The following is a 22,578-nucleotide window of genomic DNA, read 5'->3' on the forward strand; positions in this document are numbered from 1 at the left end:
GCGCCCGGCCTCAGCCGTCCTCGGCGACCTGCGCGCCGGCCTCGTGGAACTCGAACCAGATGCTCTTCCCCTCGCCCCTGGGATCCACGCCCCAGGCGTCCGCGAGGAGCTCCACGAACACCAGCCCCCGCCCGGAGGACGCCAGCTCCCCCGGGTGGCGCCGGTGCGGCAGGTCGTCGCTCGCGTCGGAGACCTCCACCCGCAGCCGCCGTCCGTCCGGGCCGCCCGCCACCTCGGCGACGATCAGCGCGTCGGTGTCGGTGTGCACCAGGACGTTCGTGATCAGTTCGGAGACGAGCAGGACCGCCCCGTCGAACTGGTCCTCTGAGGCCCAGTCGTGGAGCAGCTCCCGCAGCTGCTGGCGGGCCCCGGCGATCGCCTCGGGCTCGGCCTGCGCCACGGTCAGCATCGTGCGGCGCACCGGCGGCGGTGCGAGCGTCACGGTGTCGTCGCAGCCGCAGCCCGGTCCCTGCCGGCACAGCAGCACGACGGCGATGTCGTCCTCCCGCCGGTCGGCGAGCGGCCCGGTGGTGTGGTGCGAGGAGGGCCCGTGCACGACCTGGACGAGCGCGTCGGCCAGGGACTCCATGTCGCCTTCGTGGGCCTCCAGGGCCCGGCGGATACGGCGCCAGCCGGTGTCGAGGTCGTGACCGCCGGTCTCGATGAGCCCGTCGGTGCAGATCAGCATGGTCTCGCCCGGTTCCAGGACGAGCCGGGTCGTGGGGTAGTCGGCGTCCGGGTCGACGCCCAGCGGCAGCCCGCCCGCCGTCGGCCGCATCAGCACCGTTCCGTCGGCCATGCGTATAGCGGGGTCCGGGTGCCCGGCGCGGGCGATGTCGAGCGTCCCGGTCGCCGGGTCGACCTCGACGTAGAGGCAGGTCGCGAAGCGGGTGTCGTCGGGATCCCCGTCGTCCGCGCCGCCGCTCGACCCGTAGGTCACCGAGTCGGTGACCCCGTACAGGAAGCGTGAGGCCCGGGAGAGCACCGCGTCGGGGCGGTGGCCCTCGGAGGCGTACGCGCGCAGCGCGATGCGCAGCTGGCCCATCAGGCCCGCCGCGCGGACGTCGTGGCCCTGGACGTCGCCGATGACCAGCGCGAAGCGGCCTCCGCCGGACTTCGTCCGGGCGCTCCCCCCGGGCAGCGGGATCATGTCGTACCAGTCGCCGCCGACCTGGAGGCCGCCGCCGGTGGGGACATAGCGCGCGGCGATGGTCATGCCCGGTATCCGGGGGCCCAGCATGGGCATCATCGAGCGTTGCAGGCCGTCGGTGAGTGCCCGCTCGGTCTCGGCGGCCCCGGCGCGCGACAGGGCCTGCGCGAGCATGCGGGCGACGGTCGTGAGGACCGATCGCTCGTCGGGCGTGAAGCTGACGGGGTACGTGAAGGCCGCCATCCACGCCCCCATGGTGCGGCCCGCGACGGTCAGCGGCAGGAACGCCCAGGAGTGCCGTCCGAAGTGCTTGGCGAGCGGCCAGGAGACCGGATAGCGGTCCCGGTAGTCGTCGGGCGAGGACAGGTAGACGGCACGGCCCGTGCGGACGACCTCCGCGGCCGGGTAGTCGGTGGCCAGCGCCATGTGCGAGAAGGGGCTCTCGGCCCCCGGCTGGTGCCCGTGGTGGCCGATGACCGTCAGCCGGTCGCCCTCGGCGCCGAAGACGGCGAGTCCGTCGGGGGAGAACCCGGGCATGGACAGGCCGGCCGCGACCCGCAGCACCTCGGCCGTCGACCGGGCCTCGGCCAGCGCGCGGCCCGCGTCCAGCAGGAACGCCTCCCGCGAGCGGCGCCAGTCGCCGGTGACCGGGGTGCGCGCGGCGGCGCCCGGCGGCTGCTCGGAGACCTCCTGGAGGGTGCCGATGAGCTCGAACTCGCCGGTCTTCGGGTCCACGATCGGCTTGGAGCGGCTGCGGACGGTGCGGAGCACCCGGCCGTGCCCGTCCATGATCCGCATCCGGGCCTCGGCCAGGGTGCCCTCGGCGACGGCGAGCTGGACGACCCCGTCGATCTCGTTCCAGTCGACGGGGTGGAAATGGGAGCGCGCGCCCGCCTCGGTGAGGGTCGCCGGCTCCGCGGGCAGGCCGATCAGCCGGGCGGCCTCTGCGTCGAAGGTGACCAGACCGGCGGCGTTGTCCCAGCGCCACAGGCCGGTCGCGAGGGCGGCGAGGACATCCCCCACGCCGGGCAGGGGCTCACCAGTGCGCATGGCCCCACTGTAAGAAGAGGTGATCGCCGCCTGCCACCGAGAGTATTGGGGAGTGGCGATCCTGGGGTGCCCGGTACCCTTGGGGGGTCCGGGCCCCGGCCCAGGACGTTTCACGTGAAACAGACCCCGATCCGCGAAGACTGGATGAACGACGATGCATCGGTACAGGTCCCACACCTGCGGCGAGCTCCGCGCCTCTGACGTCGAGAGCGACGTCCGGCTGAGCGGCTGGCTGCACAATCGCCGAGACCTGGGCGGCATCCTCTTCATCGATCTGCGCGACCACTACGGCATCACGCAGCTCGTCGCCCGCCCCGGTACGCCCGCCTACGAGGCACTGGACAAGGTCTCCAAGGAGTCCACCGTCCGCATCGACGGCAAGGTCGTCTCACGCGGCGCGGAGAACGTGAACCCCGACCTGCCCACCGGCGAGATCGAGGTCGAGGTCGGCGAGGTCGAACTGCTCGGCGCCGCCCAGCCGCTGCCCTTCACGATCAACGCCGAGGACGGCGTCAACGAGGAGCGGCGCCTGGAGTACCGCTTCCTCGACCTGCGCCGCGAGCGCATGCACCGCAACATCCTGCTGCGGACGGCCGTGATCTCGGCGATCCGTCACAAGATGACGGCGCTCGGCTTCAACGAGATGGCGACCCCGATCCTCAGCGCCACCTCCCCCGAGGGTGCGCGCGACTTCGTGGTGCCCTCCCGTCTCAACCCCGGCAAGTTCTACGCCCTGCCGCAGGCCCCGCAGCAGTTCAAGCAGCTGCTGATGATCTCCGGCTTCGACCGCTACTTCCAGATCGCGCCCTGCTTCCGCGACGAGGACGCCCGCGCGGACCGCTCGCCGGGCGAGTTCTACCAGCTCGACGTCGAGATGTCGTTCGTCGAGCAGGAGGACGTCTTCCAGCCGATCGAGAAGCTGATGACCGAGCTGTTCGAGGAGTTCGGCAACGGCCGTCATGTGACGTCCCCGTTCCCGCGCATCCCGTTCCGCGAGGCGATGCTGAAGTACGGCTCCGACAAGCCGGACCTGCGCGCCCAGCTGGAGCTTGTCGACATCACCGACATCTTCGAGGGCTCGGAGTTCAAGGCGTTCGCGGGCAAGCACGTGCGTGCCCTGCCGGTGCCGGACGTCGCCGCGCAGCCCCGCAAGTTCTTCGACCAGCTCGGTGACTTCGCCGTCACCCTGGGCGCGAAGGGCCTGGCCTGGATCCGCGTCGCCGAGGACGGCTCGCTGACGGGTCCGATCGCGAAGTTCCTCACCGAGGAGAACGTCGCCGAGCTGACCAAGCGTCTCTCGCTGGCGGCCGGCCACGCGGTGTTCTTCGGCGCGGGCGAGTTCGACGAGGTCTCGAAGATCATGGGCGCGGTGCGCGTCGAGGCCGCCAAGCGTGCCGGGCACTTCGAGGAGGACGTCTTCCGGTTCTGCTGGATCGTCGACTTCCCGATGTACGAGAAGGACGAGGACACCGGCAAGATCGACTTCTCGCACAACCCGTTCTCGATGCCGCAGGGGGGTCTGGAGGCCCTGGAGACCCAGGACCCGCTGGACATCCTCGGCTGGCAGTACGACATCGTCTGCAACGGCGTGGAACTGTCCTCCGGCGCCATCCGGAACCACGAGCCCGACATCATGCTCAAGGCCTTCGAGATCGCGGGCTACGACCGTGAGACCGTCGAGGAGCAGTTCGCGGGCATGCTCCGCGCCTTCCGCTTCGGCGCCCCGCCGCACGGCGGCATCGCCCCGGGCGTGGACCGCATCGTCATGCTCCTCGCGGACGAGCCGAACATCCGCGAGACGATCGCGTTCCCGCTCAACGGCAACGCGCAGGACCTGATGATGGGCGCGCCCACGGAGCTCGACGAGACCCGTCTGCGCGAGCTGAACCTCTCCGTGCGCAAGCCGCAGCCGAAGTAGGCCCCAGCACCCGAGTGGCCCGGAACCGACGTCGGTTCCGGGCCATTCCGCGTGGCCTTGCAGAACCACAGTCCGCACCCATGCTGCTGACAGGTGGGAACCCTACGGTCCGGTTCATGACTGAGACCCAAGGACCCGCGCACAAACGGAACATGACGCGACGCAAGGTCGTCGTCGCAGGTGGAGCGGCCGTGGCGGCCGTGGGCGTGGGCGGCGGCATCGCCGTGAACGCGTTCGCGGGCGAGACGGCCTCCGGCACCTCCGCCGCGGACGCCTCGTCGAGCGCCGAGACCTGTTACACGCTGACCTCGGAGACCACCGAGGGTCCGTACTACATCGACGCGGACAAGATCCGCCAGGACATCACCGAGGACCAGGAGGGCATCCCCATGACCCTCAAGCTCAAGGTGATCGACGCCGAGACCTGCAAGCCCGTCAAGAACGCGGCGGTCGACATCTGGCACTGCACCGCGCTGGGCGTCTACTCCGGCTACGAGTCGATGGGCAGCGGCGGAGGCGGCGGCGCCCCGACGGGTGCCCCCACCGACGCACCCTCAGGGACGCCCACCGGCACCCCGACCGGCGAGCCCCCGTCCGGCGGTCCCTCCGGTGGCGGCGGCCACTCCGAACCCACCGACGACGAGCGCTATCTGCGCGGCACCTGGAAGACCGACAAGCACGGCTACGTCACCTTCAAGACCGTGTTCCCGGGCTGGTACCAGGGCCGCTGCGTCCACATCCACGTGAAGGTCCACGTGGACGGCACCTGGACCGACGCGGGCTACGAGGGCGGCCACACCTGTCACACCGGCCAGCTCTTCTTCGACGAGAAGTCGGTCCTGGCCGCGGCCGAGGTGGCCCCGTACGCGACGAACACCACCACGCGCACGACCCTCACCGAGGACACGATCTACCCCCAGAACGGGCATGCGGGCGGTCTCCTCCGCCTCGACTACAGCAGGAAGAACATCGCCAAGGGCGTCCACGCGCATCTGACGATGGGCGTCGCCCCGGACGAGACCCACGACAGCACGGACACCCAGCCGAGCGCGTCGGCGTCGGCCTCGTAGCACCGTCCGCGGAACTCGGGGCCGTCCGGGGCCGCGCGGTGCCCCGGGCGGTCCCTCACCCCGGCCGCTCAGGTGTCGTAGGTGCCGTCCCACGGCTCGCCGAAGCCGAGCCGGTCCGGGTAGAGCTCGGCCCACTCGCCGTCCTCGTCCGATCCGCTCAGCAGGCCGAAGAGCACTCCGTCGACGGTGAGTTGGAAGGGGCGGACGGCGATGTCCGTGTAGGAGCGGCGGGGCAGGCTGCGCAGCAGCTTCGCCAGGTGGATCCGGGCCTGCGCGAGGACCGAGTCGTCGCCGTCGGGATTGCGCTGCTGCTCGGCCCAGGTGCCGGCGCACCAGATCTCCGAGTCGCGGTACCGGCCCTCGACGTCGAAGGTGTGGAGCACCGTGTAGAGGCGTTTGTGCTCTTCCCAGCCGTCGTCGGGACGGAAGCCTTCAGGGAAGGCGTACGTGATCGATGCCAGGAACTGACCGTCCGCGTACCGGCCGATGGTCTCGGTGCGGTGCTTCGGCTCGTAGGCGATCGGGATGACCTCGGGGACTGCCATGGCGGAAACCATACGGGTGAGCGCGGACATGCCAGCGCCGGGGTCCACTCCGGATCCGAGGAGCGGACGGCGCCCGTTCGCTCCGGGCCGCCACCGGCGCCCGGGTGCCCCGTCACCGGCTCGGCGGGCGGGGGACGAGCGACGACGACAAGGGCGCCCGGGACATCAAGTCCCGGGCGCCCCGGCCGATGTGCGCGCCCGTCAGGAGAGGAACTTGTAGCCGCTCCAGCCGGTCGCGATCTTCGTGCGGGAGCCGAAGGATCCCTTGCCGTCACCGCTGTTGCGGTACAGGTTTCCGCTGCTGTCGCGGGAGACCAGATCGGCCTTGCCGTCGTCGGTGATGTCGCCGACGCCGACGACGGCGTTGTAGGAGCCGCCCCAGTCGCCGAACAGCTTCGCCCGGGCGGCGAAGGTGCCGTCCCCCTTGCCGTGGTAGCGGTAGAGGGTGTTGGAGGTGTCCTGGGCGAGCAGGTCGCCGATGCCGTCGCCGTCGAGATCGCCGGCGCCGACGATCTTCTTGTAGCCCTTCCAGTTGTCGTAGAGCTTCACGCGCGCGGACAGGCCGCCCGTGCTCGTCCCCTTGTACAGGTAGACGGTTCCGGTGGACGCGGTGCGTGCGATCAGGTCCGGGCGGCCGTCGCCGGTCATGTCGCCGGGCGAGGTCAGGACGTCGTACTGCGTCCAGCCGCTCGTGGCGAGCGTCGTGTACGACGTCGTCGGCTTGACGGCGGCGTTGCAGCCCGGCTTGTACAGGCGCAGGGCCCCGCTGCTCAGCCGTACGAGGACGTCGTTGCAGCGGTCGCCGTTCAGGTCGCCGAAGGGGACCGCCTTGATGGAGGTGGCCCATCCGGTGCCGGTGGTCTTGTCGCCGAACGTGCCCCTTCCGGTGCCCTGTTGGACGGTCAGTCCGCCGGAGGAGTTGAGGGTGAGCAGGTCACCCCTGCCGTCCGGGCCGTCGGGGCTGCCGAAGTCGTGGCGTACCGCGGCTCCCCTGAGCAGGAAGCCCTCGCCGGACGTCACCGTGACGGGGGCCGAGGTGCCCAGACCGGTCGCCTTCAGCGTCCAGGTGAATTCCCCGTTGGGGAAGTGGGTGCCGCCGGAGGTCTTGCCGTTCCAGTTCGCGGACAGCTGGGCGGAGACCGCGCCGCCGGTGAGCGTACGGGTGGCCCTGCCGGTCGCACCGCTCTGCACCGAGGTGAAGGTCAGCGACCAGGAGGTGACCGGGCGGGACAGCTGCCAGTCGCCGGTCCAGGCGGTGGACGCGCCCGGCTCGACGTAGCTGCCGGCCTCGCCGCGGAAGGCGGTCGTCGCGGACGGCGTGATGCCGGTGGTGGCGACGTGCGTCTGCTGGAACGAGTCGGTCCAGGCGACCAGGCCCGTGTACTCGTCGACGGTCCACCGGTAACGGCGGTCCGTGGCCGGACCGGTGCCCGGGACGTCGGAGGCGATCACGCGGGTGGCTCCGGTGGACGCCTGGGTCAGCACGAGCTGCCCGGTGGTGTGGTCGTGCCGCACGGTGAACCCGTCGCCGAGCAGCACATCGCCGGGCTGCACGGCCTTCGACGTACCGGCCTTGGTGTCGTACACACCGGCCGAGGCCGACTGGCACGACCAGTACACCCAGCGGCCCGCAGCCTGGAGTTCGCTCGGTACACAGCCGAGGCCCGGGACCGTGACCGTGGAGAGGGTCTTCTCCTCGGCCAGGCTGTAGGAGGTGAGCTTGCCGGTCGTGGAGGTGGCGCTCCACAGTGTCGAGCCGTTCAGGGCGGCGGCCCGGACCGAGCGCTTCAGCTGCTGGCCGTAGCCGAACTCGCCGACGTACTGCATCGGGGTCGAGCCACCGGAGTTGTAGACCGCGTAGCCGTCGGAGACATCGACGACGGAGCCGCCCGTGGTGCCGAACTCCAGTGTGTCGTTGGACCATTCGTCGCCGATGGCGACCAGCCGGTCGGCGTTCTCCAGTCCGCTGCCGCCCTCGTCACCGTCGTAGAAGGTGCCGAGGTACACGTCCTCGGGCGCCGTGCCGCTGTTGCCCCACATCGCGGCGCAGGTGGTGCCCGGGTACGGGCACACGGGCCGCACCGAGTCGCCGGTCCTGGGGGCGGACGCGGTCAGTTCGGTGCTGCCGTTCGTCGTGAGCGTGCGCACGGTCGTGGTGTCCGAGGTGCTGCTCGTGCTGTCCTCCGCCACGCGCAGGCTGCCGCGGCTGAGCGCCAGGCCCGTCTTGGCGTTCTCGTACGGCACCACCTTGCGCACCTTCTCCAGGCGCGGGGTGCCGTCGGCGAAGAGGCCGACGCGCTGGACCCACCAGTCCGCCGCGCCGGTGCCACCGGTGACGAGGGCGTCGCCCTCAGGGGTGGCCACCGGGTTCCCGTAGGACCGGGTCAGCAGGGTCTTCTCGGTGCCGTCGGTCAGGGACACGGCCGTGACGCCGCCCCCGGACACACCGAGGACCAGCCAGTCGCCGACGACGACGGGGACGGGCGAGCCGGCGATCTCCTTGCCCGCCACCGGGACGGTCTCCTCGGCGAGGAGGTCGCCGCGCGGCTTGAGGTGCAGTCCGGCGGACTCCGTGTACCAGCCGACGCGGGCGTCGGTGAGGACGAGTTCCGGGGAGGCGTCCAGGCCGGTGAAGACGGGTGTGAGCTGCGCGGTCGCGAAGTCGAGGTAGCCGACGGTGTACGACTCGACGTCGCCGTTCCCGTCGCGGATCGCGTAGGCCAGGAGGAAGCCGTCCTCGTCGCCGGTGCGCGCGGCGCTCACGTTCCAGGAACCCTCGGCCGGGTAGCCGTCGACCACGCGGTCGCGCTGCTTGCCGTCGACGAGGTCCACGAGGTGCAGCCGGTAGCCGTCGAGCTGTTCGCCGTCGACGACGCCGTTCCACTCGACCGTGACGAGCGTGTCCCCGTAGGTGCCCACGTAGTCGGCCGACTGGCTCAGGTCGACGGTCCGTAGCGCGCTGTTGTCCGGGCTCCACAGGGACACCGGGTCGCCGTAGGAGGCGTGCGGCAGGGCGACGGTGTCGGCGGCCTGCCCGTACATGCCCGAGGCGCAGCGCAGCTGGATGTCCCAGCAGGTGGTGGTGGTCGGCTTGTAGACGCCGGTCGGCCCCTGCACGGTGACGGTGGTGCCGTCCTCGTAGGCCGTCCACAGCAGGCCCGCGACCCCGGCCTGACGGTGCAGGAATCCGGTCCTGCCCGCGGAGAGCAGCCGGTCGGAGCGCGGGGTGTCGCTGCTCGGATCGTCCAGCAGGATCTCCGTCGTCCCCGCCGATCCGGCCGCCGCGGCGGCCAGCGCGCTGCCGGCGCCGTCCGGGGTGCCGGCGAACAGGGTGATGGTGCCGGCCGCCAAGGCGACCGCGAGTGTGGAGACGAGGGCGGCCGGGCCGCGCCGTCTCGGGGCGTGTCTGCCCACGTGAACTGTTCCCTCCCCGCGAGGGCCCCCGCCCTCGCACAAGTGTGCGGATGCTAGCAAGGGCCGACGGGGTCCTCGCGGGGAGGCGCCGTACAGGCGCAGGCGGGCCGGTCCCGGCCCGCCTGCCGGGCGGTGCTACTTCGCCACGAACTGGGTGAGGATCGCCTGGACCTCGTAGATGTCGACGCCCTTGGTGAACGTCTTCTCGATGGGCGCCGCGGTGCCCGAGACCCAGATCTTGAGTTCGGCGTCGAGATCGAAGGTGCCGGCCGTCTCCACCGCGAAGTGGGTGACGCTGCGGTACGGGATGGAGTGGTACTCCACCTTCTTGCCGGTGATGCCCTGCTTGTCGACGAGGAGCAGACGGCGGTCGGTGAACAGGATGGTGTCGCGTATCAGCTGGTACGCGGCGTGGACCTGCTCGTTCTGGCCGAGCAGGCGCGCGAAGTCCTGCTGTGCCGCCGTCGGGTCGACGGTGTGCGCGTTTCCGAAGAGTGCCATGGATGAACCCCCCACTCAGTGGACTCACTCGTCCACTCGTGTCCCAGTGAGCCAATGGCTTCACATGATCTTCGCAATGTATACCGCCCGGAGGAGAGGGAGGCACAGAGGAGGAGAGGGTTCCGTTTGTCCTGCTCCGGGGATGCGGAAGGCCCGGGAACTGCTCGTTCCCGGGCCTCGGCCCACCGGCCGCCGCTGCTACTCCGGGGCGCCGCCGAAGCGCTCCTTGTACGTCTCCAGGTCCTCGTCCGTGAGCTTGGCGAAGAGGACCGGCGGGACGGTGAACGGGGTGCCCGCGGGCACCGAGTCCAGGGACTTCGCCTCGTCCCGCGTCACCCACGCCGCCGTGTCGTCCTGGAGGGCGAACGCCGTGCGCATGGCCTTGGAGGAGGCCGGGATGAAGGGCTCGGAGACCACCGAGTACAGGTGGATCAGGTTCATCGCCGTACGCAGGGTCAGTGCCGCGCCCTCCGGGTCGGTCTTGATCTCCAGCCAGGGGGCCTTCTCCTCCAGGTAGGAGTTGCCGGCCGACCACAGGGCGCGCAGCGCGGCCGCCGCCTTGCGGAACTGGAGGGCTTCCATCTGGGTCTCGTACTCGGCCAGCAGGCCCGCGATCTCCTCGCCGAGCTTCGCCTCCGCCTCACCGGCCGCGGCGCCCGCCGGGACCTCCTCGCCGAAGCGCTTCTTCGAGAAGGACAGCACGCGGTTGACGAAGTTGCCGAGGGTGTCGGCGAGGTCCTTGTTGACCGTGGCCGTGAAGTGCTCCCAGGTGAACGACGAGTCGTCCGACTCCGGGGCGTTGGCGATCAGGAAGTAGCGCCAGTAGTCGGCGGGCAGGATCTCCAGCGCCTGGTCGGTGAAGACGCCCCGCTTCTGCGACGTGGAGAACTTCCCGCCGTAGTACGTCAGCCAGTTGAAGGCCTTGACGTAGTCGACCTTCTTCCACGGCTCGCGCACGCCCAGCTCGGTGGCCGGGAACATGACGGTGTGGAAGGGCACGTTGTCCTTCGCCATGAACTCCGTGTAGCGCACGGTGGTGTCCACGTCGTACCACCACGACTTCCAGTCGCGGTTCTCCGGGTCCTGGTCCGCCCACTCCTTCGTCGCACCGATGTACTCGATCGGGGCGTCGAACCAGACGTAGAAGACCTTGCCCTCCGCCGCGAGCTCCGGCCAGGTGTCGGCCGGGACCGGCACGCCCCAGTCCAGGTCACGGGTGATCGCCCGGTCGTGCAGGCCCTCGTTCAGCCACTTGCGGGCGATGGAGGAGGCCAGCTGCGGCCAGTCGGCCTCGTGACGGGACACCCACTCCTCGACCTCGTGCTGGAGCTTGGACTGGAGGAGGAAGAGGTGCTTCGTCTCCCGGACCTCCAGGTCCGTCGAGCCGGAGATCGCCGAACGCGGGTTGATCAGGTCGGTCGGGTCCAGGACACGCGTGCAGTTCTCGCACTGGTCGCCACGCGCCTTGTCGTAGCCGCAGTGCGGGCAGGTGCCCTCCACATAGCGGTCCGGCAGGAAGCGGCCGTCCGCCGGCGAGTACACCTGGCGGATCGCACGCTCCTCGATGAAGCCGTTCTCGTTCAGGCGGCGGGCGAAGTGCTGGGTGATGTCGCGGTTCTCGGCGCTGGAGCTGCGGCCGAAGTAGTCGAAGGCCAGCTCGAAGCCGTCGTACACCGCCTTCTGCGCGTCGTGCGCCTGCGCGCAGAACTCGTCGACCGGCAGGCCCTGCTCCTTCGCGGCCAGCTCGGCCGGGGTGCCGTGCTCGTCCGTCGCGCAGATGTACAGGACGTCGTGACCGCGCTGGCGGAGGTACCGGGAGTACACGTCCGCCGGGAGCATGGACCCCACCATGTTGCCCAGGTGCTTGATCCCGTTGATGTACGGAAGGGCGCTGGTGATGAGGTGTCGAGCCATCGCGGGCTGCTCCCAAGTCGCTACGCGGAGTGACGTCCGTCGCTTTTCGGGTCGGCGGGTCGTCTTCTGTGAACCTTGAAATCGTAGCCGACATGGGTGGGCCGCCCGCTTCCCGTTTTGAGGGGTGGGAAGCGGGCGGCCGGGTGTCGGGGGGCGCGGAGCGCTACGGCGCTACGGCCGCCAGTTCTCCAGTACGCCGTCGTAGAGCTCGGCGTCCGTCAGCTCGCGCGGGGCCGGGCCCGCGTGGAAGAAGGCCGTGTTCCCGGTCTTCAGCTTGCGGAGGTAGTCGAAGGCCTTGTTGTCGTGCTCGCCGAACGCCACGAAGGAGAAGAACACCGAAGGGTGGTCCTTCGCCGCCTCGGTGAGGGACTGGGTGGCCGGCGTCTTCGCGTCCGGAGCGCCGTCCGTCTGGAAGATCACCAGGGCGGGGAGCGGGGAGCCGGCGTCCGAGCCGTGCTTCTCGTGCTGGGAGAGCACTTCCTGCACCGCCGCGTGGTAGCTGGTGCGGCCCATGCGGCCGAGCGCCGCGTGCAGCTCGTCGACCTTGTTCTCGTGCTCGGCGAGGGTCAGTTCGCCGGTGCCGTCCAGCTCCGTGGAGAAGAACACCACGTGGACCGTCGACTCCGGGTCCAGGTGGGCGGCGAGGGCGAGGGCCTGCTCGCCGAGGGCCTGGGCGGAGCCGTCCTTGTAGTACCCGCGCATCGACGCGGAGCGGTCGAGGACGAGGTAGACGCGAGCTCGGGTGCCGGTGAGGTCCCGCTTCCCGAGGGCGGTGCCTGCCTCGTTGTACGCCGCGGTGAGGGCCGGGGCCTCGGCCTTGACGCGGGTCGCCGTGGCGGCGGGGTGCGGCTCCGCCTCGGCTGTGGGTGCTGCCGCGGGCTCTGCCTCTGGGGTGGGCTCCGCTTCGGCTGCGGGGGTGGGCTGCTCCTCGGCCGTGGGGGACGGGGCCGGCGTTGCGGGCTGGTCGGCCTCGGCTTCGCCTTCGGCTTCGTCGTTCCCACCCGCACCACCCGTGCGGGCATCCTGCTCGGGTGCGGGTCGGGCCTCGGGGGTCTTCTCGCCGTCGGCGGCCGCGGCCACCGGCTCCGGCGTCGCTTCGGCGACCGGCTCGGCCGCAGCCACCGGTTCCGGCGCAGACTCCGGCTCGGTCTCAGTCGCCGCCTCGGCCGTCGGCTCGGCCTCAGTCACCGGCTCCGCCTCGGCGACCGGCTCAGTCACAGGCTCCGCCTCGGCGACCGGCTCAGTCACAGGCTCCGCCTCGGCCGCCGGCTCGGGCTCGGCGGCGGGCTTCGCTTCCGCGACCGGCTCGGCCTCGGCAGCCGCCTCGGGCTCGGTTGCGGGCTCCGTCTCGGTGGTCGGCTCAGCTTCGGCCACCGGCTCGGGCTCGGCGGCGGGCGCCGCTTCGGCCGCGGGTCCGGTCGCAGCCACCGTCTCCGGCTCGGCTGCGGGCTCTGCCTCGGCGGTCGGCTCGGCGTCGGCCGCCGGCTCCGGCGTCGACTCCGGCTCGGCCTCGGCCGCCGGCTCGACCTCGACCGTCGGCTCGGCAGCGGGCGTCGCTTCGGCGACCGGCTCGGCCGTCGCCTCGGACTCCGCGGCAGGCTTCGCCTCGGCCACCGGCCCGGGCTCCGGCTCGGGCTCGGGCTCGACCTCGGCCACCGGCTCCAGCTCGGGCTCGACCTCGGCCACCGGCTCCGCCGCAGGCTTCGTCTCGGCCACCGGCTTCGGGTCGGTGGACGGTTCCGGCTGGGACTGCTTCGGGACCGTCACGTTGTCGAAGGCCGCCGAGACCAGGTCGTCCACCACGGACGGCTCGGGCTCGGAGGCCGGGGCCGGAATCCTCGGCTCGGCGGCCTCCCGGGCGGGGGCGGGAGCCGGCTCGGGCTCCTGGGTGGGGGCCGGGACGGCCGGAGCCGAGGCCTCTCGCGAGGTCTCCGCGTCGGCGTCACGACCCTTGCGTGAGCGGCCGAACGCATTCCGCAGGAGAGTGAGAATGCCCATGTGCGCAACCCTTCGCGTGAGTTGATCCCGTCAATCCCTGGCCAGGACGGACACGTAAGGTTAGCGGCCGCGACTGGCGATCTTGGGCAGGGGCGGACAGCCGCCGGAGCGCCGTGTCAACACCCCTGTGGCTCCCGCAGGTTCACTCTTCGTTCATGCAGTCGCCGCGTTCCTGCACACACGCCCCCTTAGCGTCACGCTCACACCAAGGGTTCGTATGGGGAGAGTAAAGTGCGCAGATCTCTGCCGTTGATCGCAACGCCCGGCTCGCATCCGGGCGGCCGGTCCGCGATGACCTGCCGGTTCCGCTGTGGTGACGCCTGCTTCCACGAGGTGCCCAACACCAGCGGCAACGCGTACGTCGGCGACGTGATCGCCGGTGCGCTCAGCCGCCGCTCGGTGATGCGGGCCGCGGCCGTCGTCACGGTGGCCACGGCGACCGGCGCGGCCGTCGTCGGCACCGGAGCTCCGCAGGCCGCCGCGGCGCCGGACGCTTCGGCGCACAAGGGCGAAAAAGGGGCGCGTGGGCTGCGTTTCGCGCCGGTCGCGCCCAACACCGAGGACGCCGTGACGATCCCCGACGGGTACCGGCAGAACGTCGTCATCCGCTGGGGTGAGCCCATCCTGCGCGGTGCTCCCGCCTTCGACCCCGAGAACCAGACCGCCGCGGCCCAGGCCGGCCAGTTCGGCTACAACAACGACTTCCTGGCCCTCCTGCCGCTGCCCGGCGAGCGGGGTCGCCAGCTCCTCGTCGCCAACCACGAGTACACCGACGAGATCCTGATGTTCCGCGGGTACGACGCGGAGAACCCCACCCTCGAGCAGGCCGAGATCGCCTGGGCCGCGCACGGACTGTCCGCCGTCGTCGTGGAGGGCGACCACCGCACCGGCAGGCTGACGGCCGTCCCCCGGCACCACCTCAACCGCCGGGTCACCGCGACCACCGAGTTCCGGCTCACCGGCCCGGCCGCCGGCTCGGACCTGCTGAAGACCTCCGCCGACCCGACCGGCCGCAAGGTCCTCGGCACGCTCAACAACTGCTCGGGCGGCACCACCCCCTGGGGCACCACGCTGCACGGCGAGGAGAACTTCAACCAGTACTTCGCCAACAGCTCCCGCGCCACCGACAAGCGGTACGGGATCGGCACGGGCGCCACCGAGCGCAAGTGGGAGCGTTTCGACAAGCGCTTCGACGTCGCCCAGGAGCCGAACGAGGTGCACCGGTTCGGCTACGTCGTGGAGTTCGACCCGTACGACCCGTCCTCCACTCCCCGCAAGCACACCGCGCTCGGACGCTTCAAGCACGAGGCGGCGACCGTGCGGCTGACGGACGACGGTCGTCCCGTCGTCTACACCGGTGACGACGAGCGCTTCGACTACTTCTACAAGTTCGTCGGCAGCAAGCGGATGCGCAGGGGCGGCTCCCGGGCCGACCGCGAGCACAACCTCTCCCTCCTCGACGAGGGCACGCTGTACGTCGCCCGGCTCACCGGCGACTCCCCGGCCGCCGACATCGACGGCAGCGGGAAGCTCCCCGCGGACGGCGAGTTCGACGGCAGCGGCGAGTGGATCCCGCTGGCGACCGCGACGGCGCGCGGTGCCGTCTCGCACGTCGACGGGATGACGGCCGAGGAGGTCTTCGTCTTCACCCGGCTCGCCGGAGACAAGGTCGGCGCCACCAAGATGGACCGGCCCGAGGACATCCAGCCCTCCCCGCACACCGGCAAGGTGTACGTCGTGCTGACGAACAACACCAACCGCGGCAAGGCGGGCTCCGCGCCCGCCGACGAGGCCAACCCGCGCAACGCCAACAAGCACGGCCACATCCTGGAGCTGACCGAGGCCCGGGGCCGCGCCGAGAGCACGCGTTTCGGCTGGTCGCTGTTCCTCGTCGCGGGCGACCCGGCGGACCCCGCTACGTACTTCGCGGGCTTCCCGAAGGACCGGGTCAGCCCGATCTCGTGCCCGGACAACGTGGCGTTCGACCCGCACGGCAATCTGTGGATCTCCACCGACGGCAACCAGCTCGGTTCGCACGACGGTCTGTTCGGGGTGGCGACCAGGGGTGACCGGCGCGGTGAGCTGAAGCAGTTCCTGACGGTGCCGACCGGCGCGGAGACCTGCGGCCCGCTCGTCCAGGACCGGCGCGTGCTGGTCGCCGTCCAGCACCCGGGCGAGGTCGACGGCGCGTCCGTCGAGAAGCCGGCGAGCGTCTGGCCCGACGGGCCCGGGAAGATCGTCCGCCCGGCGGTCGTGGCCGTGTGGCGCGCGGACGGCCGCGACATCGGGATCTGAGGGACGCCCCGGTCGATCCGGGGTGTCAGGGGGCGTATCGGGCCGCCGCCGGCCGCCTGTGCGGTCGGCGGCGGGATCCGCGGAGACCGTCCGTCGGGGCGGCGGCGGGGTCCGCGGAGATTGTTCGTCAGGGCGTCGGGACGGCCTGCTCCGTCCCGGTGGCTTCCAGCCATTCCCGGTACGCGGGTGCCTGCCGGGCGGCCTCCCAGTACGCCTCCTCCAGGTCGGGGCAGACGGCCTCCAGGTCCGCCTGCGTGCGCGCCGCGAGCAGCAGCCGTACGCCGAGGGGGTCGCCCGCGAGCGGGCGTACGGCCGTCTCGGGGCGGGACTGGGAGGTCGGCTGGCAGACCGTGACGACCTCGCCGGTCGCGACGAGGGTCGCGGCCGTGTGGTAGTCGCCGTGCAGGACGCGGGGGTTGAGTCCGGCCGTGCGCAGCATGCGGTGCACGGCGTCCCATTCGCCGTCCACCGTCGGGTCCACCATCCACCGGTCCTCGGCCAGTTCCGACAGCTGCACGACGGGGTGTGCGGCGGCCGGGTGGTCGGTCGGCAGGGAGACGAACTGGGGCTCGCGCTCGACCAGGACGCGCAGCCGAAGTCCCTCCGGGACGCGCAGCGGGGAGCCCTCGACCTCGTGCACGAAGGCGACGTCGAGCTGGCCGTCCGCGACCATGCGGAGCAGGGCGTTCGGGGAGACGTCCATCTGCAGGAGCGTCTCCTGCTGCCGGGCTCGGAGCCGGCGCAGCCAGCCCGCGAGCGCGCGGCTGGCGGTGGAGCCGATCCGGAGCTGGGGGCCGTCCGCGGCGGCGGCGCGCGCCTCGGCGACCAGGGTGCGCATTTCGGCCACCAGCGGGCGGGCGCGACCCAGGACGATCCGGCCGAGCGGGGTGGGCCGGCAGCCGGTGCGCGTGCGCAGGAACAGCGTGCCGCCGAGCTCCTGCTCGATGCGCCGCAGTTGTGTGCTCAACGAGGGCTGTGCGACGCCGAGTTGGCGAGCGGCGCGGTGCAGGCTGCCGGTGTCGGCGATGGCGCACAGTGCGCGGAGGTGCCTGACCTCAAGCTCCATGCCGTCGGAGCCTAAAGCGGAATCAAAGCTTTCACCAGACGCACAAAACCGCTCTGAAATGGGCGAGTTGGTTGATCGAGTGCGGGCTGATAGCTCCGGACTATCGCCACTTGCCATCATCACAGCCGCCTCACGGGCATCGACACTCGCCGATGACGACTTCACCCCCCACACAAGGAGTCATCAATGCGCATGTCCGCATTCGCCCGGGCGACCGCTGTCGGAATCGGTCTGGTGACCGCGTCCGCCGTCTCCCCGCAGCTCGCCTCGGCGAGCGTCCCCGCCGTCCCGAACACCGCCTCCGCGCAGGCCGGTCACACGGTCTCCGCGTACGCGGGTTCGTCCGAGGAGGCCAAGGCCAACCAGGCGTTCTTCGAGGCGGTCGTCAAGTCGGTGGCCGAGAAGCGTGCCGCGCACCCGGGCGCCGCGGCCGTCACCGTCGTCTACAACGCCTCCGGCGCCCCGACGTTCAGCGCGCAGATAGCCCGCAGCGCCCAGATATGGAACGGCGCGGTGGCGAACGTCAAACTCCAGTCGGGCTCGAACGCCGACTTCACGTACCGCGAGGGCAACGACTCCCGCGGCTCGTACGCCTCCACCGACGGCCACGGCGGCGGCTATGTGTTCCTCGACTACGCGCAGAACCAGGAGTACGACTCCACGCGCGTGACCGCGCACGAGACGGGCCACGTCCTCGGTCTGCCCGACCACTACGAGGGCCCGTGCAGCGAGCTGATGTCGGGCGGCGGTCCCGGCCCGTCCTGCACCAACTCGAACCCCGACGCCAACGAGCGCGCCCGCGTGGACCAGCTCTGGGCGAACGGTTTCGCGAAGGCGCTGGACAAGGCGCTCGCCCATGAGAAGGCGCTGAGCAAGGCGCACGCCCGCTAGTTCCGCATCAGCAGACCAGACCCACCCCCCACGGGTGCGGGCCGCCCCCTGCACGGGCGGCCCGCGCTGCTGTTTCCGCCCGGACCCGCCTCCGCGGCGCCGGCCCGTGCCCCGTCAGTGGGGCGAGGCGATCGCCCGCGCCGCCGCGACCTCCTGGCGCAGCGGTTCGAGCACGCTGTCCGGGGGACCGGTCAGGTCCGTGCGGACGGCGATGAGCACCTCGGTCTCCCGCAGCCCCGCCGACAGCTCCCGCAGCTGGAGCACGACGTGGGAGATCTCGGCGGCGGACGGCTCCGCCGCGCCCTGCCTGACCCGGACGCGCGCCGCGGTCGTCGCGTCGACGATCCGTTCGACGGCGACGACGAGCGGCCACCACGCGGCGGCACGGCGCCCGGTGGGCGGCGGTTCGGTCAGGGCGCGCTGGAACTCCGTACGGATGGCGGACAGGTCGCGGTACAGGCGGCGGCGCCGGCGGGCGCGGTCGGCGGGATCGGGATCGCCGCCGAAGGCGCGCTCGACGTACGTGGCCGTGTCGGTCACCGCGTCGGCGAGCCGGTCGCCGACCCGGGTGTGCCAGCTCTCCGGCCACAGCAGATACCCGGCGACGAGTGCGATCGCGCACCCGATGAGGGAGTCCATCAGGCGCGGGACGATGAGCCCCGTGCCCTGGTGGTTGAGGGTGTCGGACAGCAGCAGGATCACCGGGGTGATGGCGGCGGTCTGGTAGCCGTAGCCGCGCGGGGTCAGCGCCGGGACGAGCGGCGCGAGGAGCATCATGACCGCCACGTCCCACCAGCCGCGCGGCACCACCGTGAGGACCGCGGCCGCGACGACGAGGCCGGCCACCGTGCCCAGCGCGCGCAGCAGCGCCCGGGAGAAGACGGACCCGAAGTCGGGCTTCATGACGAAGGTGATGGTGAGCGCGACCCAGTAGGAGCGCGGCACCGGGACGATCGAGACGAGCACCTGCCCGAGGCCGATGCACAGGGCCAGGCGCAGGCCGTAGCGCCAGGACGCGGCGGACAGGACGACCTCGCGCCCTGCGCGTCCGGCCCGGACGCGCAGGGCGGCGGGCCGGCCGAGGCGGTCGTCGGCAAAGGCCCGGTCGGGAGCCTGGTCCGTCGCCACGTCGGCGGCGTGGCGCAGGGCGTGATCGACGGCGCGGGCGGCCCCGTTGGTGGGCTCGGGGAGCCGGAGTTCCAGGGGCCCGGAGCGGCCGGCGGCGACGGCGACGGCGAGGCGGGCCGCGGCCTCGGGGATCTCGGCGGGCAGCGGCTCGCCCTGCTGGTGGGCGGCGGGGGCGGCCTCGATGATCGGGGTGACGGCGTTCAGCTGGGCGAGCAGCCGGACGAGGTCGGGGCTGCGGCCGTGGTGGAAGGCGCGCCGGGCGAGGACGAGGTCGTAGGACTGGTTGAGGGACTGGGTGACGGCGAAGCGGGCCTCCTCGTAGCCGGCGGTCCCGCTCGCGGCGAGCAGGTCCGCGACCGTCCGGTAGGTGCTCGCGACGGCGGCCCGCTCCGGTACGCCCGACCGCAGCGGCCAGGCGAGCAGGGCCAGCAGGAGGACGAGGAGCCCGCCGCCGGACATCAGCAGGGGCGCGAGCCACCACGGTCCGGGGAGCGGAAGTCCGGCGCCGATCACGCAGTTGAGGAGGAGCAGCAGACCGGACACGGAGGCCACGGCGCCGATCGTGGAGATCATCCCGGAGATCAGCGCGACCGCGGTGACGGCGACGACGGCGGTCCAGCCGTGTCCGAACACGAGCGCGCCGACCGTGACGCCGACCGCGCCGAAGAGCTGCGGCACGGCGATGTTGAGGATGCGCATGCGGTACGCGTCCGCGGTGTCGCCGATGACTCCGGACAGCGCGCCCATGGAGGCGAGGGCCCCGTAGTCCGCTCGCCCGGTGGCGATGCCGACGGCGAGCGGCAGGGAGATCGCGACGGAGGCGCGGGCGGCGGCGGCCCGGTTGACGGACGCCTTCTGCGGTTGGAGGTTCCTGACCAGCCAGTCGGGAGGAGTGAGGCCGACGGGGAACTCGCGGGACATGTCCCCATTATGAGGGCCGGTTTCGTCCGCCTCCCGGCCCGTTCGCGCTGGTGGGGGGCGCCTCGGCCGCCACGGGTGCCGGGGTGGTGCTCAGCGGTGCCGGTGGAGGGTGAGGTCGACGACCAGGGCGCGGTGGTCGGTGCCGGTGATCCGGGGGAAGACGGCCGCGCTCGCCGAGAAGTCCTGGGACACGAGCACGTGGTCGATCTGCGCGCCGAGCGTCGGCGTGGTCCTGGCGGGCCAGCTCGGGGTGCGCGGGTCCCCCGCGAGGCGGGCGCCGTCGCGCAGCCCGGTGTCGAGGATGCGGCGGAACGCGGCGTGGTCCTGGGAGGCGTTGAAGTCCCCGGCGACGACGGTGGGACCGTCACCGGCCGCCGCGTAGTCGCGCAGCTCGCCGAGCTCGCGCCGCCAGACGCCGAGCTGGCCGGGGAGCGGAGGCATCGGGTGGGCGAGCTGGAGCCGTACGTCGTGCCCGCGTACGTCGGCGACCGCTCCGGGCATGCCCATGGTGCCCCGCACGCCGTCCGCGGCCTTCAGCGGGAACCGGCTCATGATGACCGAGCCGTCGGACCCCGCCCCCTCGACGGCCTGCCGGTACGGGTAGTCCCCTCCGCTGCCCCCGAAGGCGTCCCGCAGGGCCCGGGAGCACACGTGCTCGCACTCCTCCACGAACAGGATGTCGGGCTTCTGCCGCCGTACGGCGCCGATGAGCGAGTCGGTGCCCCGCCCGAACTGCACGTTGGAGGTCATCACCCGCAGCTCCGCCAGCGGTGTCCCGCCGGGCTCGCTCGTCCTGCCGTACGGCTCGACGTACCAGGCGACGGCCCCCAGCACGACCACGCCCCACACCATCCCGATGCGCCAGCGCGCGAGCAGCGCGAGCAGGAGTCCGAGTGCGGTGGGGGCGAGCAGCCAGGGCAGGAACGCCAGCAACTGCGGCACGGGCGTGATCCCGTCGCTGTCGGCCGCCCGGCATCCGACGACGGCACTCACCGCGGCCAGCAGCAGCCCGGACGCCCAGGCGGCGGCCCGGCGCCCGGTCCGGCGCGTGCCTTTGGGCGCCCGGGGGTCCGTCCACTCAGCCGTCGCAGTGTCCACGTCCCGGCCTTCCCTCGTCCGCGTGGGTGCCCGAATCCTCCCTCAAAGACGGGGTGCCGCGGTGCCGGGTTGCCCGGAAGGTCCGCTCAGGCGGTCCTGGGCGAGTCGCCTCCCGTCGCCAGCGCCCACATCACGAACACCGCGATGCCGATGGCGATGACGGACCAGACGGGCTCGTAGGGCAGGAACATGAAGTACTCGATCATGTAGAGCGCGGCGACGGCGATACCGACGGCGCGCGCCCACTCGTGGCCCTTCAGGACACCCCAGCCGGTGATCGCGACGATCACGCCGATGACGAGGTGGATCCAGCCCCAGGTGGTCAGGTTGAACTCGTAGACGTAGGTGCCGATGCGGGCGTACACGTCGTCCTTGGCGATGCCCGTGATGCCGATGAGGATGCCCAGGATGCCGCCGACCAGCATCAGGACGCCGGCGAAGAGGGTGCCTCCCGAGTGCCATCCCGAGCCGCGGGAGGGCCCGTCGGCCGGGCCCGGGGCGGGCTTGGGGCTGAGGGGCGCGGTGTTCTGGGACATGGGGTCTCCTCGGGGCCTGGAGTGTCACTCGCAGGTTCGCCCCGGGGGACGGGGGCCGCATGCCCCGCTGGGCCGGACGGGTGACGATTCGGGGCCCGCGCCGGGCCGGTCCCCGCGGCGGGGGAAGGCCTCGCGCCGGGCCGGTCCCGGACAGGGACGGCCCCCGGCCTCGCCGGTACGGCCCCGCACCGCACGGGCCCCCGGGTCCTGCCGGTTCAGTCGTCGATCCGTGCCAGGAAGTGCGCGAGCGCGCCGTTGAACTCCTCGGGCCGCTCCAGGTTCGGCAGGTGCGCGGCTGAGCCGATCACCTGGAGCGTGGAGTCGGGGAGCGCCGCGTGCATCGCCTCGGCGTCACGGACGGGGGTGTACTCGTCGTCGGCGCCCACCACGACCAGCGCCGGGACGGTGACGCGGGTCAGCAGTTCGCGGTAGTCGGGGCGTTCGGCCCGGCCGCGCAGGGCCGCCGCCGCGCCCTCGGGCGGCGTCGACACCATCATGCGGTGCACATGCGCCGCCACCTCGGCCTCGGCGTACGGGGCGACCATCTTGTACAGCACCTCGTCGGCGTATCCGCGCATGCCCTCGCGCAGCAGCCGGTCCGCCGTCGCGTTGCGGGTCCTCCTGCCCTCGGGCGTCTCGGCGGCGGGGAAGGTGTCCGCGAGGACGAGTCCCCGGACGCGCTCCGGGAAGGTCCGGTAGCACTCCATGACGATCTGGCCGCCCATGGAGAGCCCGCCGAGGACGAACGTGGCGATGCCCAGCTCGTCCAGAAGTGACGAGATGTCCTCGGCGAACGTGGAAAGGGGAGTGAGGGCGGGGTCTGCGGGAACTCCGGGTTCCGACGGGGACGCGCCGTAGCCGCGCAGATCCGGGGCGACGACCCGGCGGGAGGGGGAGAAGGCCGCGATCTGCGGGGCCCACATGGTGTGGTCGAAGGGGTGGCCGTGGATCAGGACGAGAGGCGCCGTCGAGGAGGCGCCCCCTTTGTCCTCGTAAGCGAGGAAGGGTGCCATGGCCACGACCCTAGGCGCGGCCAACTCCTCGGTGCAATAAGATCTTTGCTCTCGGTGCAATGTGGAGGGG

15 protein-coding genes are annotated in these 22,578 nt (G+C 71.9%); 4 read left to right on the forward strand and 11 right to left on the reverse strand.

The features are described 5' to 3' along the window. Positions 1–10: 10 nt before the first annotated feature. Positions 11–2,200: a SpoIIE family protein phosphatase gene (locus tag BKI49_RS19315; RefSeq protein WP_095935518.1), complete on the reverse strand. Its 2,190-nt coding sequence runs from the start codon at positions 2,198–2,200 to the stop codon at positions 11–13. Positions 2,201–2,354: 154 nt separating this feature from the next. Here BKI49_RS19315 and aspS point away from each other — a divergent pair, with 154 nt between their 5' ends. Together aspS and BKI49_RS19325 are read left to right on the forward strand one after the other, a co-directional pair. Then, on the forward strand, positions 2,355–4,118 hold the full coding sequence (gene aspS / locus BKI49_RS19320) for an aspartate--tRNA ligase (RefSeq protein WP_095935519.1): 1,764 nt from the start codon (positions 2,355–2,357) through the stop codon (positions 4,116–4,118). A 116-nt stretch (positions 4,119–4,234) separates the two neighbouring features. Then, on the forward strand, positions 4,235–5,188 hold the full coding sequence (locus tag BKI49_RS19325; protein ID WP_095935520.1) for an intradiol ring-cleavage dioxygenase: 954 nt from the start codon (positions 4,235–4,237) through the stop codon (positions 5,186–5,188). A gap of 68 nt (positions 5,189–5,256) precedes the next feature. Here BKI49_RS19325 and BKI49_RS19330 read toward each other — a convergent pair whose 3' ends face one another. The 5 genes from BKI49_RS19330 to BKI49_RS19350 all read right to left on the reverse strand — a co-directional run bounded on the left by BKI49_RS19330 (position 5,257) and on the right by BKI49_RS19350 (position 13,560). Then, positions 5,257–5,733, reverse strand: coding sequence for a hypothetical protein (locus BKI49_RS19330; protein WP_095935789.1), 477 nt, complete (start codon positions 5,731–5,733; stop codon positions 5,257–5,259). 201 nt (positions 5,734–5,934) lie between these two features. Further along, a complete protein-coding gene (locus BKI49_RS19335; RefSeq protein WP_095935521.1) occupies positions 5,935–9,147 on the reverse strand; it encodes an FG-GAP repeat domain-containing protein in 3,213 nt (1,070 codons plus the stop codon). Between the two features lie 135 nt (positions 9,148–9,282). Continuing rightward, positions 9,283–9,648 carry a PH domain-containing protein gene (locus BKI49_RS19340; protein ID WP_095935522.1) on the reverse strand — a complete coding sequence of 122 codons (366 nt, stop codon included), beginning with the start codon at positions 9,646–9,648 and terminating at the stop codon, positions 9,283–9,285. Positions 9,649–9,846: 198 nt separating this feature from the next. Continuing rightward, positions 9,847–11,562 carry a methionine--tRNA ligase gene (gene metG / locus BKI49_RS19345; protein WP_095935523.1) on the reverse strand — a complete coding sequence of 572 codons (1,716 nt, stop codon included), beginning with the start codon at positions 11,560–11,562 and terminating at the stop codon, positions 9,847–9,849. 171 nt (positions 11,563–11,733) lie between these two features. Next, the gene (locus BKI49_RS19350) at positions 11,734–13,560 is read right to left on the reverse strand and encodes a VWA domain-containing protein (protein ID WP_095935524.1); all 1,827 of its coding nucleotides are present in this window, start codon (positions 13,558–13,560) and stop codon (positions 11,734–11,736) included. Between the two features lie 231 nt (positions 13,561–13,791). On the opposite strand from BKI49_RS19350, the gene BKI49_RS19355 reads away from it, so the two are divergent. Continuing rightward, complete coding sequence (locus tag BKI49_RS19355; protein ID WP_095935525.1) at positions 13,792–15,855, forward strand: PhoX family protein; 2,064 nt, start codon at positions 13,792–13,794, stop codon at positions 15,853–15,855. 127 nt (positions 15,856–15,982) lie between these two features. Here the strand turns inward: BKI49_RS19355 and BKI49_RS19360 are convergent, their stop codons facing one another. Beyond that, positions 15,983–16,921 (reverse strand): LysR family transcriptional regulator, encoded by a 939-nt coding sequence (locus BKI49_RS19360; RefSeq protein WP_095935526.1) that lies wholly within the window; start codon positions 16,919–16,921, stop codon positions 15,983–15,985. A 186-nt stretch (positions 16,922–17,107) separates the two neighbouring features. On the opposite strand from BKI49_RS19360, the gene snpA reads away from it, so the two are divergent. After that, entirely contained in the window at positions 17,108–17,812 is a 705-nt protein-coding gene (gene snpA / locus BKI49_RS19365; protein WP_095935527.1) for a snapalysin, read from the forward strand. Positions 17,813–17,926: 114 nt separating this feature from the next. On the opposite strand, the gene BKI49_RS19370 is transcribed toward snpA, so the two are convergent. The 4 genes from BKI49_RS19370 to BKI49_RS19385 form a co-directional block, all read right to left on the reverse strand. Next, positions 17,927–19,861 carry an FUSC family protein gene (locus BKI49_RS19370; protein WP_095935528.1) on the reverse strand — a complete coding sequence of 645 codons (1,935 nt, stop codon included), beginning with the start codon at positions 19,859–19,861 and terminating at the stop codon, positions 17,927–17,929. 90 nt (positions 19,862–19,951) lie between these two features. Then, positions 19,952–20,959, reverse strand: a complete 1,008-nt coding sequence (locus BKI49_RS19375) for an endonuclease/exonuclease/phosphatase family protein (RefSeq protein WP_095935529.1) — start codon at positions 20,957–20,959, stop codon at positions 19,952–19,954. A gap of 86 nt (positions 20,960–21,045) precedes the next feature. Then, positions 21,046–21,495: a DUF7144 family membrane protein gene (locus BKI49_RS19380; protein WP_095935530.1), complete on the reverse strand. Its 450-nt coding sequence runs from the start codon at positions 21,493–21,495 to the stop codon at positions 21,046–21,048. Between the two features lie 215 nt (positions 21,496–21,710). Beyond that, complete coding sequence (locus tag BKI49_RS19385) at positions 21,711–22,508, reverse strand: alpha/beta fold hydrolase (RefSeq protein WP_095935531.1); 798 nt, start codon at positions 22,506–22,508, stop codon at positions 21,711–21,713. Positions 22,509–22,578 lie beyond the last annotated feature (70 nt).

Source organism: Streptomyces sp. Tue6028, assembly GCF_002300165.1.
In the GTDB taxonomy this organism is placed as follows: domain Bacteria; phylum Actinomycetota; class Actinomycetes; order Streptomycetales; family Streptomycetaceae; genus Streptomyces; species Streptomyces siamensis.

Excerpts from the sequence above, each read along its gene's own strand:
- BKI49_RS19315 (WP_095935518.1), bottom strand. The coding sequence starts at position 2,200 with ATGCGCACTGGTGAGCCCCTGCCCGGCGTGGGGGATGTCCTCGCCGCC.
- aspS (WP_095935519.1), top strand. The coding sequence starts at position 2,355 with ATGCATCGGTACAGGTCCCACACCTGCGGCGAGCTCCGCGCCTCTGAC.
- BKI49_RS19325 (WP_095935520.1), top strand. The coding sequence starts at position 4,235 with ATGACTGAGACCCAAGGACCCGCGCACAAACGGAACATGACGCGACGC.
- BKI49_RS19330 (WP_095935789.1), bottom strand. The coding sequence starts at position 5,733 with ATGGCAGTCCCCGAGGTCATCCCGATCGCCTACGAGCCGAAGCACCGC.
- BKI49_RS19340 (WP_095935522.1), bottom strand. The coding sequence starts at position 9,648 with ATGGCACTCTTCGGAAACGCGCACACCGTCGACCCGACGGCGGCACAG.
- metG (WP_095935523.1), bottom strand. The coding sequence starts at position 11,562 with ATGGCTCGACACCTCATCACCAGCGCCCTTCCGTACATCAACGGGATC.
- BKI49_RS19350 (WP_095935524.1), bottom strand. The coding sequence starts at position 13,560 with ATGGGCATTCTCACTCTCCTGCGGAATGCGTTCGGCCGCTCACGCAAG.
- BKI49_RS19360 (WP_095935526.1), bottom strand. The coding sequence starts at position 16,921 with ATGGAGCTTGAGGTCAGGCACCTCCGCGCACTGTGCGCCATCGCCGAC.
- snpA (WP_095935527.1), top strand. The coding sequence starts at position 17,108 with ATGCGCATGTCCGCATTCGCCCGGGCGACCGCTGTCGGAATCGGTCTG.
- BKI49_RS19370 (WP_095935528.1), bottom strand. The coding sequence starts at position 19,861 with ATGTCCCGCGAGTTCCCCGTCGGCCTCACTCCTCCCGACTGGCTGGTC.
- BKI49_RS19380 (WP_095935530.1), bottom strand. The coding sequence starts at position 21,495 with ATGTCCCAGAACACCGCGCCCCTCAGCCCCAAGCCCGCCCCGGGCCCG.
- BKI49_RS19385 (WP_095935531.1), bottom strand. The coding sequence starts at position 22,508 with ATGGCACCCTTCCTCGCTTACGAGGACAAAGGGGGCGCCTCCTCGACG.